Annotated in this window: 17 protein-coding genes and 1 tRNA gene; 12 read left to right on the forward strand and 6 right to left on the reverse strand. The window is 51.6% G+C overall.

Annotated elements, in window-relative coordinates:
- Positions 1-6: 6 nt before the first annotated feature.
- The 3 genes from recF to dnaA form a co-directional block, all read right to left on the reverse strand.
- Entirely contained in the window at positions 7-1080 is a 1074-nt protein-coding gene (gene recF, locus BM427_RS18475; RefSeq protein WP_090123973.1) for a DNA replication/repair protein RecF, read from the reverse strand.
- 152 nt (positions 1081-1232) lie between these two features.
- Complete coding sequence (dnaN, locus tag BM427_RS18480; RefSeq protein WP_090123975.1) at positions 1233-2333, reverse strand: DNA polymerase III subunit beta; 1101 nt, start codon at positions 2331-2333, stop codon at positions 1233-1235.
- 4 nt (positions 2334-2337) lie between these two features.
- Positions 2338-3735, reverse strand: a complete 1398-nt coding sequence (gene dnaA / locus BM427_RS18485) for a chromosomal replication initiator protein DnaA (RefSeq protein ID WP_090123977.1) — start codon at positions 3733-3735, stop codon at positions 2338-2340.
- Positions 3736-4339: 604 nt separating this feature from the next.
- Between dnaA and rpmH the strand changes: the two genes are divergently transcribed.
- From rpmH to BM427_RS18525, 7 genes are all read left to right on the forward strand, one after another.
- Complete coding sequence (rpmH, locus tag BM427_RS18495) at positions 4340-4480, forward strand: 50S ribosomal protein L34 (protein ID WP_000831330.1); 141 nt, start codon at positions 4340-4342, stop codon at positions 4478-4480.
- Positions 4481-4494: 14 nt separating this feature from the next.
- Positions 4495-4854 (forward strand): ribonuclease P protein component, encoded by a 360-nt coding sequence (gene rnpA / locus BM427_RS18500; protein ID WP_035886831.1) that lies wholly within the window; start codon positions 4495-4497, stop codon positions 4852-4854.
- Positions 4818-5075 (forward strand): membrane protein insertion efficiency factor YidD, encoded by a 258-nt coding sequence (yidD, locus tag BM427_RS18505; protein ID WP_071531959.1) that lies wholly within the window; start codon positions 4818-4820, stop codon positions 5073-5075. The genes rnpA and yidD overlap by 37 nt, the downstream gene beginning before the upstream one ends.
- Positions 5076-5077: 2 nt before the next feature.
- Entirely contained in the window at positions 5078-6724 is a 1647-nt protein-coding gene (yidC, locus tag BM427_RS18510) for a membrane protein insertase YidC (protein ID WP_090123981.1), read from the forward strand.
- A gap of 102 nt (positions 6725-6826) precedes the next feature.
- Positions 6827-8191 (forward strand): tRNA uridine-5-carboxymethylaminomethyl(34) synthesis GTPase MnmE, encoded by a 1365-nt coding sequence (mnmE, locus tag BM427_RS18515; protein ID WP_090123983.1) that lies wholly within the window; start codon positions 6827-6829, stop codon positions 8189-8191.
- A 212-nt stretch (positions 8192-8403) separates the two neighbouring features.
- Complete coding sequence (locus BM427_RS18520) at positions 8404-9144, forward strand: 4'-phosphopantetheinyl transferase family protein (RefSeq protein ID WP_090123985.1); 741 nt, start codon at positions 8404-8406, stop codon at positions 9142-9144.
- 20 nt (positions 9145-9164) lie between these two features.
- Entirely contained in the window at positions 9165-9731 is a 567-nt protein-coding gene (locus tag BM427_RS18525; RefSeq protein ID WP_090123986.1) for an NADPH-dependent FMN reductase, read from the forward strand.
- A 36-nt stretch (positions 9732-9767) separates the two neighbouring features.
- Here BM427_RS18525 and BM427_RS18530 read toward each other — a convergent pair whose 3' ends face one another.
- A complete protein-coding gene (locus tag BM427_RS18530) occupies positions 9768-11105 on the reverse strand; it encodes an NCS2 family permease (RefSeq protein WP_090123988.1) in 1338 nt (445 codons plus the stop codon).
- Positions 11106-11273: 168 nt separating this feature from the next.
- Between BM427_RS18530 and yieH the strand changes: the two genes are divergently transcribed.
- Both yieH and cbrC read left to right on the forward strand, forming a co-directional pair.
- Positions 11274-11939: a 6-phosphogluconate phosphatase gene (yieH, locus tag BM427_RS18535; RefSeq protein WP_090123990.1), complete on the forward strand. Its 666-nt coding sequence runs from the start codon at positions 11274-11276 to the stop codon at positions 11937-11939.
- A gap of 296 nt (positions 11940-12235) precedes the next feature.
- Complete coding sequence (gene cbrC / locus BM427_RS18540; protein ID WP_090123991.1) at positions 12236-12823, forward strand: PF03691 family colicin E2 tolerance protein CbrC; 588 nt, start codon at positions 12236-12238, stop codon at positions 12821-12823.
- 185 nt (positions 12824-13008) lie between these two features.
- On the opposite strand, the gene BM427_RS18545 is transcribed toward cbrC, so the two are convergent.
- Entirely contained in the window at positions 13009-13317 is a 309-nt protein-coding gene (locus BM427_RS18545) for a SymE family type I addiction module toxin (RefSeq protein WP_090123993.1), read from the reverse strand.
- A 133-nt stretch (positions 13318-13450) separates the two neighbouring features.
- Here BM427_RS18545 and BM427_RS18550 point away from each other — a divergent pair, with 133 nt between their 5' ends.
- Together BM427_RS18550 and BM427_RS18555 are read left to right on the forward strand one after the other, a co-directional pair.
- A complete protein-coding gene (locus BM427_RS18550) occupies positions 13451-13642 on the forward strand; it encodes a toxin-antitoxin system HicB family antitoxin (RefSeq protein WP_090123994.1) in 192 nt (63 codons plus the stop codon).
- Positions 13643-13674: 32 nt separating this feature from the next.
- Positions 13675-14457: a toll/interleukin-1 receptor domain-containing protein gene (locus tag BM427_RS18555; RefSeq protein ID WP_090123996.1), complete on the forward strand. Its 783-nt coding sequence runs from the start codon at positions 13675-13677 to the stop codon at positions 14455-14457.
- A gap of 31 nt (positions 14458-14488) precedes the next feature.
- Here the strand turns inward: BM427_RS18555 and BM427_RS18560 are convergent.
- A tRNA-Sec gene (locus BM427_RS18560) sits at positions 14489-14583 on the reverse strand.
- Between the two features lie 289 nt (positions 14584-14872).
- Between BM427_RS18560 and BM427_RS18565 the strand changes: the two genes are divergently transcribed.
- Complete coding sequence (locus BM427_RS18565; RefSeq protein ID WP_090123997.1) at positions 14873-16264, forward strand: glycoside-pentoside-hexuronide family transporter; 1392 nt, start codon at positions 14873-14875, stop codon at positions 16262-16264.
- The last annotated feature ends 7 nt before the right edge of the window (positions 16265-16271 follow it).

Here is a 16271-nt window from a genome sequence, read left to right on the forward strand (position 1 = left end):
CTTGGGTTAATCAGTTATTTTACCCTTTTCCACGGTGAACATCTTCGAATTTTTGTCCGACATGTCCATTACGTGCTCGGCGCTGATCGCGCTGACAAAAACCTGTGACTGTGTGGCTTTTAACCGACTGGCTAACAAACCACGCTTCTCATCATCAAGTTCAGAGGCAAAATCATCTATCAGGTATAAACAGCGTCGTCCGCTTTCACGCGTTAAAAACTCCCCCTGCGCCAGACGCAGCGCGCACATCAGGAGTTTTAACTGCCCACGCGACAGCGTATCTTCAACCGGCGCACCGTCCGCCCTGATGCGGAAATCCGCTTTATGCGGGCCGTGAGCGGTGTAAGTCAGCATGCGGTCGCGCTCAAAATTGCGCTCCAGCACCTCACTGTAATTGGTCTCCTTTTCCCACCCGCGCTGAAATGAAAAAGTGAGGGAGAACTCCGGTAAAAACTGGCGGCAGGTGTCTGCCATATCTTCCGCAATGGCGGCACTGTATTCGGCACGCCAGCGGCTTAGCTGATCCGCCAGCGGGATCAGTTCTTTGTCCCACGGACGAAGCTGCGCATAGTGGTTTACCTGGCGCAATGCGGCGTTGCGCTGCTTAAGCAGGCGCTTGAGATTGCTCCAGGCGGTAAAAAAACCGCTCTCATTGTGAAAACAACCCCAATCAACGAACGCTCTTCGATATTTGGGGCCGCCGTTAAGCAAAGTAAACCCTTCAGGGGTGATGAGCTGCATCGGCATCAACAGGGCCAGTTCAGCCACTTTGTGACCGTCGGTACCGTCAATGCGCACCTTACTGTCACCGAGCTTATCTTTGGTCAAACCAATCGAGGTTTCGCGCTCTTCGCCCTGTAATCGCCCATGTAAAACAAAGGATTCTTGCTCATGACGAATCACACGACCGATTTGCAAACTGCGAAACGCCCGGCCATGACCGAGCGTGTAAATGGCTTCCAGCACGCTGGTTTTACCGCTGCCGTTGGCACCGACGAGGAAATTAAAGCCGGGAGATAACGCGAGATCCGCATTCTCGATATTACGGAAATCTTTGATCAGTAATCGCGTCAGAGACATAGTTCAGTACTTCAGTCCAGGGGCGTGAGTGTCGCAGCCAGTTCGTCTACCGCCAGCGCGCAGAAAGCGGAGCGTACACGAAGTACGTGAGCATTTCGAGCACTGCCGGGAGGCGAAATGGCAAGTAAACCAGCCCCTTTACTCATTACTCACTACAAGCGCATTGGCATAACCACATAGGCTGCACTTTGACTGGCCGCATCTTCAATCTGCACACTGGAAACTGAATCCGTCAGCAGAATACGCACATTCTCACACTTCAGCGCATTCAATACGTCCAGCACATAGCTGACGTTAAAACCGATTTCCATTTCGCTGCCAGCGTAGGTGACGTCGAGAAACTCTTCGGCTTCTTCCTGCTCCGGGTTGTTGGCGGTGATTTTGATCTGGTTCTCACTCACATACAGACGCACACCACGGAACTTCTCGTTGGAGAGGATCGCCGCGCGGGCAAACGCCTGCTTGAGCGAATCGCAACCCGCTTCCAGCGTTTTGTCCGGGTTCTTCGGCAATACGCGACGATAATCCGGAAAACGCCCGTCAACCAGTTTGGAAGTGAAGATGAAATCACCGACGTGCGCGCGAATATTATTGCTGCCAATCTGTACACGCAGCGGCGTATCGCCACCATCAAGCATACGCATCAACTCAATCACGCCTTTACGCGGCACGATCACCGAATGGTTCGGCAGCGATTCACCAATCGGCATCGAACAGACCGCCAGACGGTGGCCGTCAGTGGCCACGGTACGCAGCTCTTCGCCTTCGGTTTCAAACAGCATGCCGTTTAAATAGTAACGTACGTCCTGATGCGCCATAGAGAACTGTGTCGCCTCTATCAGACGCTTCATCGTGGCCTGCGGCAGCGTGAACTCCACTTCGCTTTGCCAGTCGTCCAAATTCGGGAAGTCCGCAGCGGGTAATGTGGACAGCGAGAAACGGCTGCGCCCGGAACGGATCAGCATACGCTCACCTTCCAGCTGCACGGCGATTTCCGCACCCTCCGGCAGACCGCGACAGATGTCGAAGAATTTACGCGCCGGCACTGTGGTTGCGCCCTGTTCATGCGGCTGAACCAGCACAACGCGGGCTACCATCTCCATTTCAAGATCGGTGCCAGTCAGCGACAATGCGCCTTCAGTAACCTGAAGCAGCAGATTACCGAGAATAGGTAACGTCGGGCGACCGCCCAATGGGCCGCTAACCTGTTGCAGCGGCTTTAATAAATGTTCACGTTCAACGGTAAATTTCATAGCGTCACGAAGATAATGTTCTGATTAAATTGGAAAAATCTTCTTTGATATCATGGCTTTCTTCACGCAACTGCTCAATCTTACGGCAGGCATGCAACACGGTAGTATGGTCGCGACCCCCAAAAGCATCACCGATTTCCGGCAGGCTATGGTTAGTCAGCTCCTTTGCCAGCGCCATCGCCATCTGGCGCGGACGGGCTACCGAACGGGATCGACGCTTGGAGAGAAGATCCGCAACCTTGATCTTATAGTACTCGGCCACTGTCTTTTGAATATTATCGATGGTGACCAGCTTTTCCTGTAGCGCCAGCAGATCGCGCAACGCTTCACGGACAAAATCGATGGTGATCGCGCGGCCAGTGAAGTTGGCATTGGCAATCACGCGGTTCAGCGCTCCTTCCAGCTCACGCACGTTCGAGCGCAGTCGCTTGGCAATAAAGAAGGCCACTTCGCCAGGCAGACGAATGTCGTTTTCATCTGCTTTTTTCATCAGGATCGCGACGCGGGTTTCCAGTTCCGGCGGCTCGATCGCTACCGTTAAGCCCCAGCCAAAGCGAGACTTTAAACGATCCTCGACGCCATTGATCTCTTTCGGATAGCGATCCGATGTGAGGATGATCTGCTGATTGCCTTCCAGCAGTGCGTTAAAGGTGTGGAAAAACTCTTCCTGGGATCGTTCTTTATTGGCAAAGAATTGAATATCGTCAATCAGCAGGGCATCAACAGAGCGGTAGTAACGTTTAAACTCTTCGATCGCATTGTTTTGCAGGGCTTTTACCATATCCTGGACAAAGCGCTCGGAGTGCATATACACCACTTTGGCATTCGGCTTTCGCGCCACAATGCCGTTACCCACTGCATGCAGCAGATGCGTTTTACCCAGACCTGTACCGCCATATAAAAACAGCGGGTTATAGGCGCCACCGGGGTTATCCGCAACCTGGCGAGCCGCCGCGCGAGCAAGCTGGTTGGATTTACCTTCGACGAAGTTATCAAAGGTATGTTTCACATTAACGTTAGAACGGTAGGTTGGCTCTGCCGGCGCAGGAACATTGTCCCAGCCTTGACGCACCGCTGGCGCTGCGCGTTGGACAATAACCTGGGCCGCCTGTGCGGGCGCCGAAATGGTTGCAGGCTCTCTCAACGACTGAGTGACCGGACGGGAACCCACCTCAAAACGCAGTTGCGGGGCATCCGCACCGCAGAATTCATTGAGCAGCCCGTTGATATTATTAAGATATTTATCTCTTACCCAATCGAGCACAAAACGGTTTGGCGCGTACAGTGCCAGCGTGTTATCGCTCAGTTCCGCCTGCAACGGGCGTATCCACATACTAAATTCTGTGGCTGGTAACTCATCCTGCAATCGGGCAAGACATTGCTGCCAAAGCGAAAGTGACACGGCGGACTCCACTCGAACGAAAATCGATAAATAAAAAGACAGAAACATTAAAGTTTTTTGACGCACATCGATAAGACCCAATCGGGTGACGTGCGAACCGCTATCTACGGTTTGTGCCCTAAGAACGATCCTGGATCGCGATCGGGACCGCGGATCATAGCGTAAACCGCCGCAGAGATCTTCTGTTTCTCACAGATTCTTTATGATTTATCCACAGGGCAATTTGGAATCGGCTAAGTGTAATCGATCCTCGCAGGCGTGCGGGACGTTTTAGTCCGCATATTGGAAAATTTAATGAGTAATGATGATTTATTGCTTAAACGATCTAATGAAGATCCTTGAGGATCCTTGCGCTTTGCCGTTTGCCCCGTATAATTCTGCCTCCGGCGCGTCTTGCTCGTTTTCAGTCGTCGAATACAGCTTATTTTTTGCGCTATGATGTGCAAAAATACGTGCGCTATAAGGAAAGAGAATTGACTCTGGAGTGTACAATTATTACAATCCGGCCTCTTTAATTACCCATGGCTTACGCGCCTGTCGTTCGATATCCGTTCAGGCATACGCAAAAGTCAATGAATTTATTCAAGTTTAGGTAGAAACCGCCATGAAACGCACTTTTCAACCGTCTGTACTGAAGCGCAACCGTTCTCACGGCTTCCGTGCTCGTATGGCTACTAAAAATGGTCGCCAGGTTCTGGCTCGTCGTCGCGCTAAAGGCCGCGCACGTCTGACCGTTTCCAAGTAAAAGCTAACCCCTGAGTGGTTAAGCTCGCTTTTCCCAGGGAGTTACGTTTGTTAACTCCCACTCATTTCACTTTCGTCTTCCAGCAGCCACAACGGGCTGGCACGCCGCAAATCACCATCCTCGGCCGCCTGAATTCGCTGGGGCATCCCCGTATCGGTCTGACCGTCGCCAAGAAAAATGTTAAACGCGCCCATGAACGCAATCGGATTAAACGTCTGACGCGTGAAAGTTTCCGTTTACGCCAGCATGAATTGCCAGCAATGGATTTCGTGGTGGTGGCGAAGAAGGGGGTTGCCGACCTCGATAACCGTGCTCTCTCGGAAGCGTTGGAAAAATTATGGCGCCGCCATTGTCGCCTGGCTCACGGGTCCTGATAGCCCTGATTAGGGTCTATCAACGCCTGATTAGTCCGCTACTTGGGCCGCACTGCCGTTTCACCCCCACCTGTTCGCAATATGGAATTGAGGCATTGCGCAGGTTTGGTATGTTAAAAGGCAGTTGGTTGACAATGAAACGCGTATTAAAATGCCACCCTTTACACCCGGGTGGCGACGATCCCGTCCCGCCAGGACCTTCTAAAACCAGAGAACACTAACGATGGATTCGCAACGCAATCTTTTTGTCATCGCTTTGTTGTTCGTGTCTTTCATGATCTGGCAAACGTGGGAGAAGGATAAAAATCCTCCTCCAGCGCAACAGCAGACCACGCAGACTACGACCACCGCAGCGGGTAGCGCAGCCGACCAGGGCGTACCAGCCAGTGGCCAGGGGAAACTGATCACGGTGAAAACCGATGTGCTTGAGCTGACCATCAACACCCGTGGTGGTGATGTTGAACAGGCACTGCTTCCGACATACCCGAAAGAGTTGGGCTCCAATGAGCCGTTCCAGTTACTGGAAACTACGCCGCAGTTTATTTATCAGGCGCAAAGCGGCCTGACCGGTCGTGACGGCCCGGATAACCCGGTTAACGGCCCGCGTCCCCTGTATAACGTAGAAAAAGATGCGTTTGTGCTGGCTGATGGCCAGAATGAACTGGCGATTCCGCTGACTTACACCGACGCGGCTGGCAATACCTTCACCAAAACCTTCACGCTGAAACGCGGCGAATATTCGGTGAACGTAGGCTATAGCGTACAAAACGCCGGTACTAAACCGTTAGAAGTGGCAACGTTTGGTCAGTTGAAACAATCCATCAATCTGCCTTCTCACCGCGATACTGGCAGCAGCAACTTTGCGCTGCATACCTTCCGCGGTGCGGCGTATTCCACACCTGACGCGAAGTATGAGAAATACAAATTCGACAACATCGCCGATAACGAAAACCTGAATGTCAGCTCCAATGGCGGCTGGGTTGCGATGCTGCAACAGTATTTCGCTACCGCGTGGATCCCGCGTAGTGAAGGCGCCAATAACTTCTATACCAGCAATCTGGGCAATGGCGTAGCCGCTATCGGTTATAAATCCCAGCCGGTACTGGTGCAGCCGGGTCAAACTACTGCGCTGAACAGCACCCTGTGGGTTGGTCCAGAAATTCAGGACAAAATGGCTGCTGTGGCACCGCACCTGGATCTGACTGTGGATTACGGTTGGTTGTGGTTTATTTCTCAGCCGCTGTTCAAACTGCTGAAGTGGATCCACAGCTTCCTGGGTAACTGGGGCTTCTCCATCATCGCAATCACCTTTATCGTTCGTGGCATCATGTACCCGCTGACCAAAGCGCAGTACACCTCCATGGCGAAAATGCGCATGCTGCAACCGAAGATTCAGGCCATGCGCGAGCGTCTGGGTGACGACAAGCAGCGTATGAGTCAGGAGATGATGGCGCTGTACAAAGCGGAGAAAGTGAACCCGCTGGGCGGTTGCTTCCCGCTGGTTATTCAGATGCCTATCTTCCTGGCGCTGTATTACATGCTGATGGGTTCCATTGAACTGCGTCATGCGCCGTTCGCACTGTGGATCCATGACCTGTCTGCACAGGACCCGTACTACATCCTGCCGATCCTGATGGGCGTAACGATGTTCTTCATCCAGAAGATGTCGCCGACCACTGTGACCGATCCGATGCAGCAGAAGATCATGACCTTTATGCCGGTCATCTTCACGGTGTTCTTCCTGTGGTTCCCGTCAGGTCTGGTGCTGTACTATATTGTCAGCAACCTGGTGACCATCATTCAGCAGCAGCTGATTTATCGTGGTCTGGAGAAGCGCGGTCTGCATAGCCGCCAGAAGAAAAGCTCCTGATACACTGGCCGGGTAAGCGAAGCGCCACCCGGCAAAAGGAACAACAAACAAAGGGCGGTCAGTTGACCGCCTTTTTTATTTTGAGATTTCGGAAAACATACCATGAGCCATAACGACACTATCGTCGCACAGGCAACCCCACCGGGACGCGGCGGCGTGGGCATCCTTCGCATTTCGGGCGTAAAAGCACGAGACGTTGCGCAGGCGGTGCTGGGCAAGCTACCTAAACCGCGTTATGCCGACTATCTACCGTTCCAGGACGTCGATGGCAGCGCGCTGGATCAAGGCATTGCGCTGTGGTTCCCTGGCCCGAACTCCTTTACCGGTGAAGATGTACTGGAGCTACAGGGGCACGGTGGCCCGGTTATTCTCGACCTGCTGTTAAAACGCATACTGACCTTACCTGGGCTGCGAATTGCCCGGCCTGGTGAGTTCTCCGAGCGTGCATTCCTTAACGATAAGCTCGATCTTGCGCAGGCTGAAGCGATTGCCGATTTAATTGATGCCAGTTCTGAGCAGGCTGCGCGCTCTGCGCTGAACTCGTTGCAGGGGGCTTTCTCCGCCCGTGTTAACCACCTTGTGGAAGCACTTACTCACCTGCGCATCTATGTAGAAGCGGCTATCGACTTCCCGGATGAAGAGATCGACTTCCTTTCAGACGGCAAAATTGAAGCGCAGTTGAACGACGTTATTGCCGATCTGGACGCGGTACGCGCTGAAGCGCATCAGGGAAGCCTGCTGCGTGAAGGGATGAAGGTGGTCATTGCTGGTCGCCCAAACGCCGGGAAATCGAGCCTGTTGAACGCGCTGGCCGGACGTGAAGCTGCTATTGTGACTGATATTGCAGGTACCACGCGCGACGTATTGCGCGAGCACATACATATCGACGGTATGCCGCTGCACATTATCGATACCGCCGGTTTGCGCGAAGCTAGCGACGAAGTGGAGCGTATCGGTATCGAACGCGCCTGGCAGGAGATCGAGCAGGCCGACCGCGTGCTGTTTATGGTTGATGGCACCACCACTAATGCGGTTGATCCGGCAGAAATCTGGCCGGACTTTATTGCCCGTTTACCCGCAAGATTACCTATTACCGTGGTCCGCAATAAAGCGGATGTTACCGGCGAACCGCTGGGTATCAGCGATGTGAACAATCACTCACTTGTGCGTCTCTCCGCGCGCACCGGCGAAGGCGTTGACGTGCTGCGTCAGCATCTCAAGCAAAGTATGGGGTTTGATACCAGTATGGAAGGCGGTTTCCTGGCGCGTCGCCGGCACTTACAGGCGCTCGAAGCCGCCGCAGAGCACCTGCAACAGGGTAAAGCACAACTACTGGGAGCCTGGGCTGGTGAGTTGCTGGCCGAAGAGCTGCGCCTCGCCCAGCAGAACCTGAGCGAGATCACCGGTGAGTTTACCTCCGATGATTTGCTGGGCCGCATCTTCTCCAGCTTTTGTATTGGTAAGTAATCGTACAGAACGGCCTAAAAATGGCCGCTTCTGTTATAACGACGACTTCTCGTAACGTGCTGGATTCAGCAAACAAAGTGTAAATATCTCCATCAGGACTTTTCAGATGCCCATTTACACATTAAAACCTATAAACCATGGGCGATAATATTCACTATCGATTCGATTCGATTCGATTCGATTCGATTCAGACCATTATCACGGAGAGAAAAATGGCTACGCATTTTGCACGAGGGATAATTTCCGATGGGCATCTTGTCTCCACCCGACTACCGCTGTCCTATCACGATACGGCTCGCCAGCTCCCTGAGTATCGCCGCACACGTTTTCTTGCTTCCCGTGCATTACTCGCTGAAATGATGTTTATGTTGTATGGCACCAGCGAGCTGCCAGAGATAGTCATTGAATCCAGTGGCAAGCCGACGTTTGCCGACGTTAGTCTGCCGCACTTTTCGCTGGCCTATGCCGGGAATTTGGTGGGCGTCGCCATTACGACGGAAGGCGTTTGCGGTCTGGATATGGAGTTGCAACGCGCGCGCAGTTTTCACAGTATGCGCGCGCAGAAGCCCCCTTTCAGCAATAATGAGCTACTGTGGATCAATAACCAAAACGATCCTAATGAAGCACAAACTCAACTTGTGACGCTGCGCCAGAGTGCAATGAAATTGATCCATCAAATGCATGACGATCAAGGTCTGTTGCAACTGTTGCCGGGATCCGGACGTCTGCGCCTGATGCCGCTAACGCGTGTTGAAGTGATGTGTGATGCAGAAGATGTGCTGATCTGGTCTGTAGCGGTATCACCTGCCATCGAAAGCCTGAAAATATGGGAATTCGATAGCCGTACAGGGTGGCGTTATCTCTCCGATGTACAAACGCGCGCCAACGATCCCGCTTCCAGGTTAATGCGTTTCACCAGCTTGCCCGCAGAGAAAACCCTGATCCTAAATTAATTCCATGATAAGGAGTCATCATGTCTGTTGAACTTAAGGTTGTTACCCTGCTCGGTAGCCTGCGTAAAGGCTCTTTTAATGCCATGGTCGCACGCACATTGCCCAAGCTTGCGCCAGCGGGCATGGACATTACGCCGCTACCTTCGATTGCCAATATCCCGCTGTACGATGCCGATATTCAACAAGAAGAAGGTTTCCCGGAAAGTGTGCGGGAGCTTGCCGAACACATCCGTGCGGCTGACGGCGTGGTGATTGTGACGCCGGAATATAACTACTCGGTACCGGGCGGCCTGAAGAATGCAATTGACTGGCTGTCCCGCGTACCAGAACAGCCGCTGGCGGGTAAGCCGGTGCTGATTCAGACCAGCTCAATGGGCGTGATTGGCGGTGCGCGTTGCCAGTATCATTTGCGCCAGATCCTGGTGTTTCTTGATGCAATGGTCATGAACAAACCGGAGTTTATGGGCGGGGTGATTCAAAGCAAGGTTGATCAGCAGACGGGAGAAGTGGTTGATCAAAGCACGCTTGACCATCTGACTGGCCAGCTTACGGCTTTCGGCGAGTATATTCAGCGCGTTAAGCCGTAATGGAAACCCCTCCCGCAGCGCGAGAGGGGAAAAGCATTAGTGCGCGTCGATAAAGACGATTTTCAGCAGGAACAGCACCGCAACCACAATCACGCACGGGCTGAGATCGCGCAGGCGACCAGTACCGATTTTCATCACGCAGTAAGAGATAAAGCCCAGCGCGATACCTTCGGTAATCGAGAAGCTGAACGGCATCATTACCGCAGTGATAAACGCTGGCACGGCTTCTGTCAGATCATGCCAGTTCACACGCGCCAGGCTGGACGTCATCAGCACGCCCACATAGATCAGCGCACCCGCCGCAGCATAGCCCGGAACCATACCCGCTAATGGCGACAGGAAGATCACCAACAGGAACAGCAGGCCAACCACAACCGCCGTCAAACCGGTACGGCCGCCAACAGAAACACCGGAAGAAGACTCGATATACGCGGTAACAGAAGAGGTGCCGATAAAAGCGCCAGCCACCGAAGAGATACTGTCGACAAACAGCGCCTGCTTCATGCGCGGGAACTTACCACTTTCATCCACCAGGCCAGCTTTATCGGTCACGCCAATCAGCGTACCGGAGGAGTCAAACAGGTTCACCAGCATAAATGAGAAGATCACACCCGCCAGGCCAATATTAAAGGAACCGGCCAGATCCACATTACCAACAACGCTTGTCACACTCGGCGGCGCAGAAACAATACCGTGATACTGTACATCACCCAGCAGCCAACCCAGCAGAGTGGTGACAACAATCGACACCAGCACAGCGGCGTGAATGTTGCGTGACGCCAGAATAGCGATGATGAAGAAACCAAGAACGCCCAGCAGAACGCTGTGGGAAGTCAGGTTACCGATGCTCACCAGCGTCTCTTTGTTCGGCACAATTACACCGGCATTTTTCAGCCCCATCATGCCAATAAATAGCCCGATACCGCTGGTGATACCCACACGCAGACTGACCGGAATATTGGCGATCATCCAGTAACGGACACGGAACAAAGTCAGCAGCAGCAGGCCCACCGCTCCCCAGAAGATTGCGCCCATGCCGATCTGCCAGGAAAGCCCCATAGCACCAACAACCACAAACGCAAAGAAGGCGTTCAGACCCATTGCTGGTGCCAGCGCAACCGGAAGGTTAGCTACCAGCCCCATCAGGATGCTGCCGAATGCAGCGATCAGGCAAGTGGTCACAAATACTGCGCTGGTATCCATTCCGGCGACGCCCAGAATCTGGGGGTTAACAAAAACGATATACACCATCGTCAAAAACGTCGTGAAACCGGCGATCACTTCGGTGCGCGCCGATGTGCCGTGCTCGCGTAGTTTAAACACGCGGTCAAGCAACCCCTGGTTTGAGGCCTGAGTAGTGTGTTGTTGGCTCATTATCAATTTCCGGAATTAGGAGGGAAAAATCGTCGCTATCCTATACCAAAATGAGACAATATTGACGGTTATCACACATTTTTTTTCATTGAATTTACTTATACGGCAACGATTGCGTTTCGCTATCTGCGTTAAGTAAACGTTAAACTCGCAATAACAGGAAATGGCATGTCCCACATTGATGCAATATTTTTCGACTGTGACGGCACCCTGGTCGATAGTGAAGTGATTTGTTCCCGCGCCTATGTGCATATGTTTAAAGCGTTTGGCATCACGCTGGATCTGGAAGAGGTCTTCAAACGCTTTAAAGGTATGAAATTATACGAAATTATCGATGTCATCGCCGAGGAGCGAGGTGTAAGCCTGGCGAAAGAGGAGCTTGAGCCCATTTATCGTGGGGAAGTGGCGCGCCTGTTCGACAGTGAACTGGAGGTGATTGCCGGGGCGAACGCATTGCTGGACGTCGTGAGTGTACCGATGTGTGTGGTTTCTAATGGCCCGGTCAGCAAAATGCAACACTCATTGGGTAAATTAGGCATGCTACATCACTTTCCTGAAAAACTGTTTAGCGGTTATGACATCCAGCGCTGGAAGCCCGATCCGGCGTTAATGTACCATGCAGCCAGAGCGCTGAATGTTGATCCTGCGAACTGTATTCTGGTGGACGATTCCTCTGCTGGGGCACAATCAGGGATCGCTGCAGGGATGGAAGTCTATTACTTCTGTGCCGATCCGCATAACAAACCCATTGATCACCCTAAAGTGACGATGTTCACTGATTTAGCGCAACTGCCGGAACTCTGGCGTGCGCGTGGGTGGCATGTTACGCGTTAATCTATACCCTAAATAATTCGAGTTGCAGGAAGGCGGCGACGCAGCGACAAATTCGTCGGGAACGAATTTGCCCAACCGAAGGTTGGCCTCCGGTGAGAGACAGGATGTCTCTCAGTAATCCCCAGGAGCTTACTTCAGTAAGTGACGGGGGTGAGCGACAAATCTGCCGGGAGCAGATTTGAACGCTGTAAGCAGCGGCCCCGAAGGGGTAAGGCTCAGGGATGAGCCGAATAAAAAAGCCAACGCACATGCAACTTGAAGTATGACGGGTATAAACCACTAAACAGGATGTTTTTATGGCTCAGACCAACCGTTCTCTCCCGGTATTTAAGTACCACCCTCAGCCCCTGGATACGGGCGTCTTTTCACAAAGAAAAACGGTGAATTGCGCTTGCTGTGAACAGCTAACGGACGTGTATTACACCAACCCGTTTTACACCATCGCAGATGTCGATACCCTTTGCCCATGGTGCATAGCGGATGGCTCCGCCGCGCAAAAATTTAGCGGCAGCTTTCACGATAAGTCCAGCATTGAAGGTGTGGAAAGCCTGTTTGATAACGAGGGTGAATTTACCGGTTTCAAAAATCCGTGGCCGGAAGCCAGTTTGCAGGAGCTGACACAGAGAACACCGGGCTATTGTGGCTGGCAGCAGGAGTACTGGCTGGCGCATTGTAATGATTTCTGCGCATTTATCGGCTACGTCGGCTGGCAAGATATTGCCGACAAACTCGATCAGTTCGCGGATATTCGGGCTGATTGCGATGCCTTCGGCATGGATTATGAGAAATTACCGGAACACTTGCTCGACGGCGGCGACTGCCAGGGATATCTCTTCCGTTGCTTACATTGCGGCAAGCTTCGGCTATGGGCGGATTTTTCCTGAGCAACGCCATGGAATAAGGAACAACAGAGATCGGAATGACTCGAACGCTAACACGATAAATTCACCTGCGGAAATGGGGTTAAGCGTTCATTTGCCGTTCTGATTGCTGAATAAGCGATGCAGTATGCCTGATACTCATACTGCATTTCATTAGCGCAGCCACCATGAAGAGAGTGAAAGGGCGCTCAGTTAGGCTTTGATTGCAGATAGGCGTTTTTCATAACGCTTTTCACTTCCCTGAGCTGTCTGCGGGTTTTATCCAGTTCGCTTGCCAGCCACTCTTCCTTCTCGCTGTGTTTGATTAATACGATGCAGCCCTGCATCACCTTCACCAGCAAATGTTGCCCGGTATCAAACCCGGCATCGCGAAGCCATTTGCCGGAAAGAGTAATGCACGGTGTACTGGTGTCGCCCTGATTCGGGCGATAGCGCACAATTACACTGTGCTCGGTTCCGGTGGGCGTGAAGTCTGGGGTAGAATGCGGATCAGCCATTATCAACTCCTTGATAGTTGGGGATGGTTAGACGCTCCGGTTGTGTTCCTGCACTTTCGGGGCGTCGCAATGATAGGAAGGATTGCTTTTAGGTGGCCTCCTATAAGGTGAGAATAGTTAAATAGGTGGCCCCATGTCAACCATATCACGCGAGAAAAAACCGAAAGGCGGTGGTCAGTCACCCCAGTTCAAAATGCGTATTGATCCGGCGTTGAAGGAACAGCTCGATGCTGTAGCAGCAGAAGAAGGGGTAAGCCTCGCCAGTTGGTTAAAAGAGCTGGCGAGGGAGGCTTTGCGGGCTAAGGGGATATCTCCAAAAGGGTGACTTAATTAGTTAAAATATTTAGTGGAGTATTTATGGTAATTGGAGAAGGCGATTATGGTGTTGTGAAAATAACAGGTGGTCAATTTAAAGGAAAGATTGTTTATTATGATGATGATGCATTTGTAGAAAAAGAATATGATGATGTTGAAGAAGACGGATATTATGCAATAGTCTATTTTGGTAATTTCTTTGTTTCTCCAACCCACTGTTATATTCCACATTATTTTTTAGAGCATGTGACGATAAATGATTTAATGAGTCGAAAAGATGAGCTTTATCGCCTTTGCGCACTATTTGAATTAAGACAATCTGTGCAAGGGGATTTAACAGAGTATTTGTCTGAGTTACATTTAGTAGAGACATATCTTTTAGAAAAACTTGTCGAACAACGATATGAGAGAAAACAAACTGGTTCCAAGATTTTCATTTCACATTCATCTTTTGATAAGCCTTTTGCTAAAAAACTATGTATGGATCTAGAAGCGAATGGATTTGTCCCATGGTTAGATGAATGGGAAATTAGTGTTGGAGAATCTATTCCTGAAAAAATCTCCTCAGGTTTGCATGATGCCGATTTTATTATCGTGATTTTATCTGAGAATTCTGTAAATTCAAAATGGGTAGAACGCGAATGGCAGATAAAATATTGGTCTGAAATAGAAAGTGGTAATGTAAATGTTCTTCCTCTTTTATACCAAGATTGTGTTATTCCTGACCTTTTAAAAACAAGAAAATATGCCGATTTTAGAACTGATTTTAATCAAGGATTGCATGACTTGATAAATGCATTGAGATATCTATCAAATAAAAAATGACCTGCATTCAACGATATGGTTTAGGCAACTTTGGCGGAAGATCACAGGAGTCGAACCTGCCCGGGACCGCTGGCGGCCCCAACTGGATTTGAAGTCCAGCCACCTCACCGGAGATGACGATCTTCCGCGCCTGCATTGCTACATGGAGGCGGGGCGCATTATAGCTACTTTCAGTCATTTACCACATACCCTCATCAGAATTTTTCTCATTGTGCTGCCAGTAAAATCGGCTGTTTAAGATAAATCCTTATCTTTTCCATCGCTTAGCCGCTTCGCTCCGGCGAAAAGGGGTGCGATCACAGAAAAGAATAAACGTAAATTGATAACAAGAAATCGCAATACCCGGCTGAAAACCAATCGTTTACAACGTGTGAAACCGCTCTCTGTGCACTTTTCACGCGTAAAGGAAACATAAATGGACAGTCAGATTATTTCCGTGAAAGAAAAAATTGGCTACGGGATGGGCGATGCCGCCAGCCATATCGTCTTCGATAACGTGATGTTGTACATGATGTTTTTCTATACCGATATCTTCGGTATTCCCGCCGGGTTTGTCGGCACCATGTTCCTGCTGGCGCGCGCGTTAGATGCCATTTCTGACCCGTGTATGGGGCTGCTTGCCGATCGCACGCGCAGCCGTTGGGGGAAATTCCGCCCGTGGATCATCTTCGGCGCACTGCCGTTTGGCGTGGTCTGCGTGTTGGCCTACAGCACGCCGGATCTCAGTATGAGCGGCAAAATGATTTATGCCGCTGTAACTTATACGTTACTCACCCTGCTTTACACCGTGGTTAATATCCCTTATTGCGCGCTCGGCGGCGTTATCACCAATGACCCAACACAGCGCATCTCGCTGCAATCCTGGCGCTTCGTGCTGGCCACCGCAGGCGGAATGCTCTCCACAGTGCTGATGATGCCGCTGGTGAAATTAATGGGCGGCGAAGATAAAGTCGCCGGTTTCCAGGGCGGGATTGCGGTGCTCTCGGTGGTTGCCTTTATGATGCTGGCATTCTGTTTCTTCACCACCAAAGAGCGTATCCAGGCACCGCCGAGCACCACCTCAATGCGTGAAGATCTGCGTGACATCTGGCAGAACGACCAGTGGCGCATCGTCGGTTTGCTGACCATTCTCAATATCCTCGCCGTCTGCGTGCGCGGTGGCGCGATGATGTATTACGTCACCTGGATAATGGGCGATGCCACCATCTTTACCGTGTTTCTCACCACCTACTGCGTCGGCAATCTGATTGGCAGCGCGCTGGCGAAACCGCTGACCGACTGGAAATGCAAAGTCACTATCTTCTGGTGGGCCAATGCCGCGCTCACCGTGCTCAGCATCGCTATGTTTTTCGTGCCAATCCAGGCCAGTGTCACTATGTTTATCTTTATTTTTGTCATCGGCGTGCTGCACCAACTGGTGACACCAATCCAGTGGGTGATGATGTCCGACACCGTCGATTACGGAGAATGGTGCAACGGCAAGCGCCTTACCGGCATCAGCTTTGCCGGTACGCTGTTTGTGCTGAAGCTCGGCCTCGCATTAGGCGGTGCGTTGATTGGCTGGGCGCTGGCCGGTGGTGGTTACAATGCCGCAGCACAGAGCCAGAACAGCACCACCATCAGTATCATTATTGCCCTGTTCACGCTGGTTCCGGCGCTCTGTTATCTGCTCAGCGCCGTGATCGCCAAACGTTTTTACACGCTGAAAACCCCGTTCCTGAAATCGATCATGGCGCAACTGGCGCGTGGCGAGCATCGCGGCGATCAGGTTGTGGGTCATGTTTCTGCCCGGGAAGAATTACTGTAAGGAGTGA

It is taken from the genome of Kosakonia arachidis, from assembly GCF_900116535.1.
Lineage (GTDB): Bacteria > Pseudomonadota > Gammaproteobacteria > Enterobacterales > Enterobacteriaceae > Kosakonia > Kosakonia arachidis.

Bases quoted from the DNA above. Each gene is read 5' to 3' on its own strand.
- mnmE (WP_090123983.1), top strand. From the start codon at position 6,827: ATGAGCCATAACGACACTATCGTCGCACAGGCAACCCCACCGGGACGC.
- BM427_RS18550 (WP_090123994.1), top strand. From the start codon at position 13,451: ATGTCAACCATATCACGCGAGAAAAAACCGAAAGGCGGTGGTCAGTCA.
- BM427_RS18525 (WP_090123986.1), top strand. From the start codon at position 9,165: ATGTCTGTTGAACTTAAGGTTGTTACCCTGCTCGGTAGCCTGCGTAAA.
- yidD (WP_071531959.1), top strand. From the start codon at position 4,818: ATGGCGCCGCCATTGTCGCCTGGCTCACGGGTCCTGATAGCCCTGATT.
- BM427_RS18520 (WP_090123985.1), top strand. From the start codon at position 8,404: ATGGCTACGCATTTTGCACGAGGGATAATTTCCGATGGGCATCTTGTC.
- dnaN (WP_090123975.1), bottom strand. From the start codon at position 2,333: ATGAAATTTACCGTTGAACGTGAACATTTATTAAAGCCGCTGCAACAG.
- cbrC (WP_090123991.1), top strand. From the start codon at position 12,236: ATGGCTCAGACCAACCGTTCTCTCCCGGTATTTAAGTACCACCCTCAG.
- BM427_RS18555 (WP_090123996.1), top strand. From the start codon at position 13,675: ATGGTAATTGGAGAAGGCGATTATGGTGTTGTGAAAATAACAGGTGGT.
- yieH (WP_090123990.1), top strand. From the start codon at position 11,274: ATGTCCCACATTGATGCAATATTTTTCGACTGTGACGGCACCCTGGTC.
- BM427_RS18530 (WP_090123988.1), bottom strand. From the start codon at position 11,105: ATGAGCCAACAACACACTACTCAGGCCTCAAACCAGGGGTTGCTTGAC.
- recF (WP_090123973.1), bottom strand. From the start codon at position 1,080: ATGTCTCTGACGCGATTACTGATCAAAGATTTCCGTAATATCGAGAAT.
- rpmH (WP_000831330.1), top strand. From the start codon at position 4,340: ATGAAACGCACTTTTCAACCGTCTGTACTGAAGCGCAACCGTTCTCAC.
- BM427_RS18565 (WP_090123997.1), top strand. From the start codon at position 14,873: ATGGACAGTCAGATTATTTCCGTGAAAGAAAAAATTGGCTACGGGATG.
- BM427_RS18545 (WP_090123993.1), bottom strand. From the start codon at position 13,317: ATGGCTGATCCGCATTCTACCCCAGACTTCACGCCCACCGGAACCGAG.
- yidC (WP_090123981.1), top strand. From the start codon at position 5,078: ATGGATTCGCAACGCAATCTTTTTGTCATCGCTTTGTTGTTCGTGTCT.